This window comes from Campylobacter sp. JMF_01 NE2, from assembly GCF_027737365.1.
Lineage (GTDB): Bacteria > Campylobacterota > Campylobacteria > Campylobacterales > Campylobacteraceae > Campylobacter_B.
Genome location: NZ_JAOVTR010000006.1, coordinates 69,921 through 78,029 on the forward strand (window position 1 = coordinate 69,921; position 8,109 = coordinate 78,029).

Genomic DNA, 8,109 nt, shown 5'->3' on the forward strand with positions numbered 1-8,109 from the left:
ACTACGCAAAATCAAAATTTAAGGAAATGTATGAAAACTATCACGATTATCGACACTTTTGGCTTTTTTTTCCGCCTGTATTATGCGATGAGTAGCTTAAAGACCAAAAGTGGCAAGCCAAGTGGCATGGTGAGCGGATTTGCGAATTTTATCGCAAATTTGGAGCGAGAGTTTAAAAGTGATTATATAATTTTCGCCCTTGATAGCAAGGGCAAGACCTTTCGCTCACAGATTGACCCAAACTACAAAACAAATCGTCAAACCCCACCAGATGCGCTTTTGGCACAGCTTCCGGTTTGCATAGAAATGATAGAGAAAATGGGCTTTTGCACAGCGCAGAAAGAGGGCTTTGAGGCCGATGATTTAATAGCAAGTGTCGTTAAAACCTATCGCGACACGCACAAAATCAATATCGTAACCAGCGACAAAGACCTTTATCAGCTAATCGGAGGCGAGACGCGCATTTATAGCCACGCCAAAAAAATGCTCTACGGCCGCGATGAGTGCTATGAAAAATACGGCGTCTATCCCGAGCAAATCATCGATTTTTTGGCGATTTGTGGCGACAGCGCAGATAATATCCCGGGCGTGAAAGGCATAGGCGAAAAGGGGGCGAAAAAACTGCTTGATGAATGGGGGAGTTTGGAGAGGATTTACGAAAATATCGAGCTTTTGCCACCAAACAAACAGCGCGAGTATCTCATAAATTCCAAAAATGAGGCTTTTATGAGCCAAAAGCTTGCCACGCTTTGCGATGAGGTCGAAATTTCGCCACTGCAAAACGCCGTTTTTCCCGAGCAAAATCCGCTTCATAAAATCAAAGAAATTTTGCGCGAATACGAGCTACACAAGCTTCTTTCCGCGCTCGAAAATGAGGGCGGTAAAAGCGAAGAGAGCCTAGCTTTTAAGCCAGTGTGCGTGAGGGAAGAAAGCGAGCTAATGCGCCTTTGTGAGGGCATTAGCGAGGATACTATCGTGGCATTTGATACTGAGACCACTGGGCTAGATAGCAAAAACGCCAAAATCGTGGGCTTTTCGTTTTGTTTCAACGAGCAAAAGGCGTATTATGTGCCACTTGCGCATAATTACTTAGGCGTGGGCGAGCAAATTTCGCTAAATTCGGCGAAAATGGCGATTGAGCGGATTTTTTCTGGTTTTGTCGTGGGGCAAAATTTAAAATACGATTTCAATATCATAGAGCAAAATTTCGGCTTATCCCCTGCGCGAAATTTCGCTGATACGATGATTTTAGCATGGCTCATAAATCCTAGCGAGAGCGTGGGTATGGATAGCTTGGCTAAGCGGTATTTTGACTATGACACGATTAAATTTGAAAATATTGTTGCCAAGGGTGAGACTTTTGCGAGTTTGGAGTTTGATGAGGCCACGAAATACGCAGCCGAAGATGCGTGGATAACTTTGAAATTTTATTTTAAATTTCAAAATTTACTCTCGCCAGAGTTGCTAAATTTGGCAAAAACGCTAGAATTCCCATTTGTGCGTGTTTTGCGCGATATGGAAAATGCAGGAATTAAAATTTCAAAGCCAAATTTAAGTGAGCTGATTTCTCGCAACGAAAGCGCGCTTAGAGTGCTGACAAACGAAATTTACGAGCTTAGTGGCGAGAGTTTTAACATAAACTCCACAAAACAGCTTGGCGTGGTGCTTTTCGAGCATTTGGGTTTGCCATGCCAAAAAAAGACCAAAACAGGTTATAGCACCGATGAGAGCGTGCTCGCTGGGCTTATCAACGCTCACCCAGTAATCGAAAAAATCCTAGCTTATCGCGAGCTTTATAAGCTTCAAAGCACCTATTGTGAGCCACTTTACGCCCTTGCGAAGAAAAACGAAAATAGCAGAATTTACTCAAATTTCATGCAAACAGGCACCAGCACCGGCAGGTTATCTTCCAAAAACCCAAATTTGCAAAATATCCCCGCGCGTGGGGCTTTGGCGAAGGATATGCGAAATTGCTTCATCGCGCAGGAGGGGTATAGTCTGCTTTCGCTGGATTATTCGCAAATCGAGCTTAGACTTTTGGCGCATTTTAGCAAGGACCCTGCGCTTCTTAGCGCTTTTGCGGCTGGCGAGGACATACACTCGCGCACTGCAATCAGCATTTTTGGCGATAGCGAACCAGCACACAGGGCGATTGCAAAGAGTATAAATTTTGGTTTGATTTATGGCATGGGGGCAAGCAAACTAGCGCAAAATTTGCAAATTCCGCGAAATGAGGCCAAGGGCTATATCGAGCGATATTTCGCCTCGTTTGCGACGATTAAGGAGTTTTTGGAGGGGCTAAAAAACAGCGCCAAAAACGACGGATTTATCACTACGCTTTTTGGGCGCAGGCGGTATTTTGATTTCGCTAACGCTTCGCCAATGCTTCTAGCCACTTATGAGCGAGAGGCGGTAAATACGAAGTTTCAGGGCTCGGCAGCGGACATTATCAAAAAGGCTATGGTGGAGATTTCGCCGCATTTAAGCGCGGAGGCAAGGCTAGTTTTGCAAATCCACGATGAGCTGATTTTTGAGGTAAAAAGCGAGTATGCGCAGGAATTTGGCGCGAAAATTAGGGAAATCATGCAAAATGTCGTGAATTTAAATGTCCCGCTCGTCACAAGCCTAGATATCGCTACTAGCTGGGGCGAGTTGAAGTAAATTTGAAATTTTGCAAAATTTCGCTTGCGCAACCTTAAAAACACTGCGCCGAAATTTTGCCACTAAGTGTCATTGCGAGGCGTGATAACGCCGAAGCAATCTACAAAGCAAAATCAAAATCAGGGCAAATGGCAGAATTTCAAATTTTCCAGAATTTCAAATTTTTGATAATTGCAATCCGCTAGGATTTTTAAAGTCTAATCTTTTTATGTGGGGGCGGCGCTCAGAGTTGCGAGGGCCGCCCGCCATCACACCCCCACCAGGCCGACGCCCATATTGTGGCGTGCTACGCACGCGTTTATTTACTGAATTTTGCTTACGCAAAATTCTTTGCAATTGCGCTTATGGGTAAAATTTCGGGTGCAGTATCCAAGCTTGCGGACAGCGGAATTTTAAAATTCGGCTAAATTTAGCGTTCTCTTGCGATTAAAACTCCGCTTATGATGACGACCAAAATCCCCAAAAACGCCATTAAATTCGGCAAACTATCGCCTAGCATGACGCCTAAAATCAGCGTAAAGATAATGTCCGTGTAGCTAATCGCAGCCACAACGCCAGCCTTTTTGGAGGCTGCGTAAGAGCGCGTCATATATTTTTGGAAATAAATTCCGCTAATTCCTAGCAGTGCGACCAAAACCCAGCCAAAGAGATTTGGCATGTTAAAATAGGCGAATTTGCTTAAATTCGCGCTCGAAATCACGCCTAAAATTTCAATCTCGCGCCCCCTTAGCGCAAATTCCGCGCACATTAGCGCAGAGCTTACAAGCGCAGCGCCAAAGACGAAAACTAGGATTATGATATCCGTGGCGTAGTATTTGCGAAGCTCCCTGACGCTGGTGTAAGCAAGACCTGCACACATACCGCCAAAAACACCGATGATATCAGTCGGCGCAATGCTAATGTGAGGCTGGATAACGAGCAAAATCCCGCCAAAACCTAGCATTATGGCGCACCAGCCTTTAAAGCTGAGCTTTTCGCCTAGGAAAATCGATGAAAAAAGTGTGGTGAAAATCGGGGCTGTTTTTTGGAAGGTAAAAGCCGTGCCAAGCTCGATATGAGCGATATTATAAAAGGTCGCTATAATCCCGCAGCTGCCGATAAATGCACGGAAAAAAAGCAACCACGGCTTCCCGCCCACGCCGAAATTTTTTAGCCTTTTTAATGAAACTAGCATGATAGCTAGCCCTACGGCGTTTCTGAAAAACACGATTTCTACGCTACTCATTTGCTCTGCCATGACCTTGGCTAGCGCCCCATTTAGCGCGAAATAAAAGCTAGCGATTAGCATATAATACACGCCTAAATTTTTAAGCCAAAATTTAGAATAACCCAAAATTATCTCCTATTTGCTATTAAAATTCCGGCCGCAATTATTAGCGCGATTCCGCAAAGTGCGGTGAAATTTGGGAGCGCATCTCCCAAAGCTAGCCCAAAAATCATCGAAAAAATAATATCCGTGTAGCTTAGTGTGGCGACGATCCCTGCTTTTCTGGTAGCAGCGTAGGCTTTGGTGAGATAGGACTGATAATACAGCCCGCAAATGCCCAAAATCGCGCCAATTCCCCAGCCCATGAGATCCGGCATGACAAATTTGCTAATCATAAAATTTAGCGCAGGAATTTGGGTAAATTCGGCAATCGCCATGAAAAGTATCGGCATTAGCGTGCCTGCTAGTAGGGCTGAGAGTATGATTACATTTGCGCTGTAATACTTGCGCAGCTCCCTGACAGCCGTGAGCGCAATCGCGGCAAACAGACCGCTTAAAATCCCAAAAATATGTCCAGCATGAATCCCAAAGTGAGGCTGTATCACCAAAACGATACCCACAAAGCCCAAAAATACGGCAAACCAGCCAAATTTGGATAATTTCTCTTTTAGCGCAAAATATGCAATCACAGCGATAAAAATCGGCGCTGTTTTTTGGAAGGTAAAGGCCTCGCCTAGGCTTAGTTGCGTAAGGTTGTAAAAAAACACGATTAAGCCTAAAATTCCGATAACTCCGCGCGTAGCAAGCATCCATGGATGTCCGCCACGGCTTGGTTGTGCTTGAATTTTGCGGTTTTTGCGCATGATGTATAAAATGATAAAAAGGGCTAACAAATTTCGAAACAGCACGACCTCGATGGCTGGGATTTGCATGGCCAAAATTTTAGCAAATGTCCCTGCAATGGAGTTGTAAAAGCATGCAAGCAACATATAATAAATGCTTAAATGGTGCAATAAAAAGCTGTTGTATTTCAAAATTTGACCCCTCAAAAAAGCCTATAATTATAGCTGTTTTTAAATTTTGATTTACTTAATAAAATTTGGCTATAATGAGAAAAATCAAAGGAAGTATTATGAAAACAGTGATGATAATAGGGCGCCCAAATGTGGGGAAATCGAGCCTTTTTAACCGCTTCGCAAACGCAAGAATTGCCATTACTAGCGAGGTTTCAGGCACCACGAGGGATACGAACAAAATCGCCGTGCAAATTTATGATAGAAATGCGATGATAGTCGATTCTGGCGGACTTGACGATACGAGCGAGCTTTTTGCGCGCGTGCAGGCAAAAACCCTAGCCGAGGCGCAAAATGCGGATATTATTCTTTTTATGGTAGATGGCAAACTGCTCCCAGATGAGCAAGATCGCAAAATTTTCTTTTCTTTGCAAAAGCTAGGCAAGCCGATAGTTTTGCTCGTAAATAAAGTAGATAGCAAAAAAGATGAAGAAAGAAGCTGGGAATTTAACGAATTTGGCGCGCAGATGTTTGCTCTATCTGTCAGCCATAATGCTGGTATTGACGAGCTTAGGGATTGGATTTATACTCACTTAGATCCTGCGCCTGTGCGAGGGGACGAGAGCGAGGATTTCGATGATTTTTTAGAAAATTTTGACGATAATGGCGAAATCAAAGAGAGCGACGAGAGCGAGTATTACGAGAATAAAACCATAAATGTAGGCATTATTGGGCGGGTAAATGTGGGCAAATCTAGCCTTTTAAACGCCCTTGTGAAAAACGAACGCTCGGTGGTAAGCAGTGTGGCTGGCACGACGATAGACCCTGTCAATGAAAGTTATGAATTTGAGGGGAGAAGGTTTGAGTTTGTGGATACTGCCGGTATTAGAAAGCGCGGTAAAATCGAGGGAATAGAGAGGTTTGCGCTAAATAGAACGGAGAAAATTTTAGAAAATTCAGACATTGCGCTTTTGGTTTTGGACTCTTCTGAGCCATTTAGCGAGCTAGATGAGCGAATTGCTGGGCTTGCGGCTAAATTTGAGCTAGGCGTGATAATCGTGCTAAATAAATGGGATAAAAGCGAGGCCGAATTTGACGCTATGGTGCGCGATTTGCGCGATAAATTTAAATTTCTAGCTTACGCGCCGGTTATTAGTGTAAGCGCGCTTGGTGGCAAACGCATACACAAGCTCTATCCGCTGATTTTGCAGGTTTATAAAAATTACACGCAAAAGATAAAAACCGCCCATTTAAATGCGCTAATCGAAGAAGCGACCAAAGCTCACCCGCTTCCGCACGATAAGGGCAAGAGCGTGAAAATCTACTACGCGGCGCAGTTTGGCTTCGCTCCGCCTAAAATCGCGCTTGTGATGAATCGTCCGAGAGCTCTTCATTTTAGCTATAAACGCTATTTGGCGAACAAACTTAGAGAGAAATTCGATTTAAGCGGGACACCTTTGGTAATAATCCCTAAAAATCGCGGAAACGACGATGAGGGCGAGGCAAATTTGAAAAAAGGGCAAAAATGAGCGCAAAAAATATAATCTTAATCGGCTTTATGGGCGTTGGCAAGGGGACTTTCGCGCGAGCTTTGGCTGGGGCTAGCGGGCGCTTTGCGATAGATTGCGACGATATGATTGAAAGCTACGCAAACAAAAAAATTCGCAAAATTTTCGAGGAGCAGGGCGAGGTGGAATTTCGCAAAATAGAGAAAAAACTTGCTAAATTTTTGGAAAAAAATGTAAGCGGCGCGATAATCTCGACTGGTGGCGGGTTTTATGCTGTTAAAAATTTAAACAAAATCGGCACAGTAATCTACCTAAAATCGAGCTTCGATGCGATAATTAAGCGCATAAATTCTAGCCCAAATGCAGATAAAAAAATCGCAAAACGACCGCTTTTAGCGGATTTGAAAAAGGCGCGCGCCCTGCATGAGCAAAGGGATAAAAAATACAGCGCTAAGGCCGATTATATCGTAAATGTAGAGAAAAATTCGCAAAAAGAAGTTATTGAAAAATTACTAAAAATTATCAAAAAAGAGGTTAAAAAATGAGTGAAAAATCTAAAATTTCAAATCCACGCACACTAACTGGGCTTCAACCCTCAGGCAGGCTACATTTGGGGAATTATTTTGCCAGCATTAAGCAAATGGTAGATGCGCAAAATGCGGGCGAGGAGCTGTTTTTGTTCATCGCAAACTACCACGCGCTCACCTCTGTTAGCGAGGGCGCGAAGCTCAAAGAGAGCACTTATGAGGCAGCTGCGGCGTTTTTGTCTTTGGGAATCGATCCAGAAAAATCGACATTTTGGGTGCAAAGCGATGTGAAAGAGGTTTTGGAGCTTTACTGGATACTTAGCGGATACACGCCAATGGGGCTATTAGAGCGCGCTCACGCTTACAAAGACAAGGTTGCAAAGGGGTTTGAGAGCAAGCATGATTTGTTTTCATACCCTGTGCTAATGGCGGCTGATATTTTGCTATATGACGCTACGAGCGTGCCTGTGGGCAAAGATCAAATTCAGCATGTCGAAATCGCGCGCGATATCGCTTTGAAATTTAACAACGCGCATGGTGAAATTTTAACCCTGCCAAGCGCTAGAATCAGCGAAAATGTCGCAATAGTCCCTGGCACGGACGGCGCAAAAATGAGTAAAAGCTACGGAAATACGATTGATATTTTTTCTTTGCCAAAGGAGCAAAAAAAGCAAATCGGCTCGATTGTTACGACATCTGAGCCGCTCGAAGCACCAAAGCAGTGGCAAAACTGCAATGTCTATAATATAGCAAAACTCTTTTTAGACCAAGAAGGACAAAAAGCCTTGCAGGCTCGATATGAGCGTGGTGGCGAGGGGCACGGACACTTTAAAATGTATCTTGGCGAGCTTGTGAGTGAGTATTTTGGACAGGCGCGCGAAAAATACGCTGAGTTGCTAGCTGATAAGAAAAAGCTAGATGAAATTTTGGCTTATGGTGCGCAAAAGGCGCAAAAAATCGCAAGTGAAAAAATGCGCCTAATACGCGAAAGCGTGGGGATTTATAGATAAATTTTAGTTAAATTTCGCCAAGCAAAATTTGGCGAAATTTATAAATTTTGCAAAATTTTAAATCCTACCCCTCCATTTAATCTCTTTTTAAGCAACCCTTGAATATAATCCACTTTCCGTTTTTGAAATCTAACTTCTGTTATTTTCCAATGCGTGTTATTTTATTTATTATTGTCAAAAACT

General features: G+C 43.5%; 6 protein-coding genes. 4 read left to right on the forward strand and 2 right to left on the reverse strand.

Annotation, left to right across the window (positions count from 1 at the left end):
* The first annotated feature begins 30 nt into the window (after positions 1-30).
* A complete protein-coding gene (gene polA, locus OFO01_RS08590) occupies positions 31-2,661 on the forward strand; it encodes a DNA polymerase I (RefSeq protein WP_270859718.1) in 2,631 nt (876 codons plus the stop codon).
* Between the two features lie 409 nt (positions 2,662-3,070).
* Here the strand turns inward: polA and OFO01_RS08595 are convergent, their stop codons facing one another.
* Together OFO01_RS08595 and OFO01_RS08600 are read right to left on the reverse strand one after the other, a co-directional pair.
* Complete coding sequence (locus OFO01_RS08595) at positions 3,071-3,994, reverse strand: DMT family transporter (RefSeq protein ID WP_270859717.1); 924 nt, start codon at positions 3,992-3,994, stop codon at positions 3,071-3,073.
* A 2-nt stretch (positions 3,995-3,996) separates the two neighbouring features.
* Entirely contained in the window at positions 3,997-4,902 is a 906-nt protein-coding gene (locus OFO01_RS08600) for a DMT family transporter (RefSeq protein WP_270859716.1), read from the reverse strand.
* A gap of 98 nt (positions 4,903-5,000) precedes the next feature.
* Here OFO01_RS08600 and der point away from each other — a divergent pair, with 98 nt between their 5' ends.
* Genes der through trpS form a run of 3 tightly spaced genes read left to right on the forward strand, consistent with a single transcriptional unit; the run spans position 5,001 to position 7,926 of the window.
* Entirely contained in the window at positions 5,001-6,410 is a 1,410-nt protein-coding gene (gene der / locus OFO01_RS08605; RefSeq protein WP_270859715.1) for a ribosome biogenesis GTPase Der, read from the forward strand.
* On the forward strand, positions 6,407-6,934 hold the full coding sequence (locus OFO01_RS08610) for a shikimate kinase (RefSeq protein ID WP_270859714.1): 528 nt from the start codon (positions 6,407-6,409) through the stop codon (positions 6,932-6,934). Before der ends, OFO01_RS08610 begins: the two co-directional genes overlap by 4 nt.
* Positions 6,931-7,926, forward strand: coding sequence for a tryptophan--tRNA ligase (gene trpS, locus OFO01_RS08615; RefSeq protein ID WP_270859713.1), 996 nt, complete (start codon positions 6,931-6,933; stop codon positions 7,924-7,926). The genes OFO01_RS08610 and trpS overlap by 4 nt, the downstream gene beginning before the upstream one ends.
* Positions 7,927-8,109 lie beyond the last annotated feature (183 nt).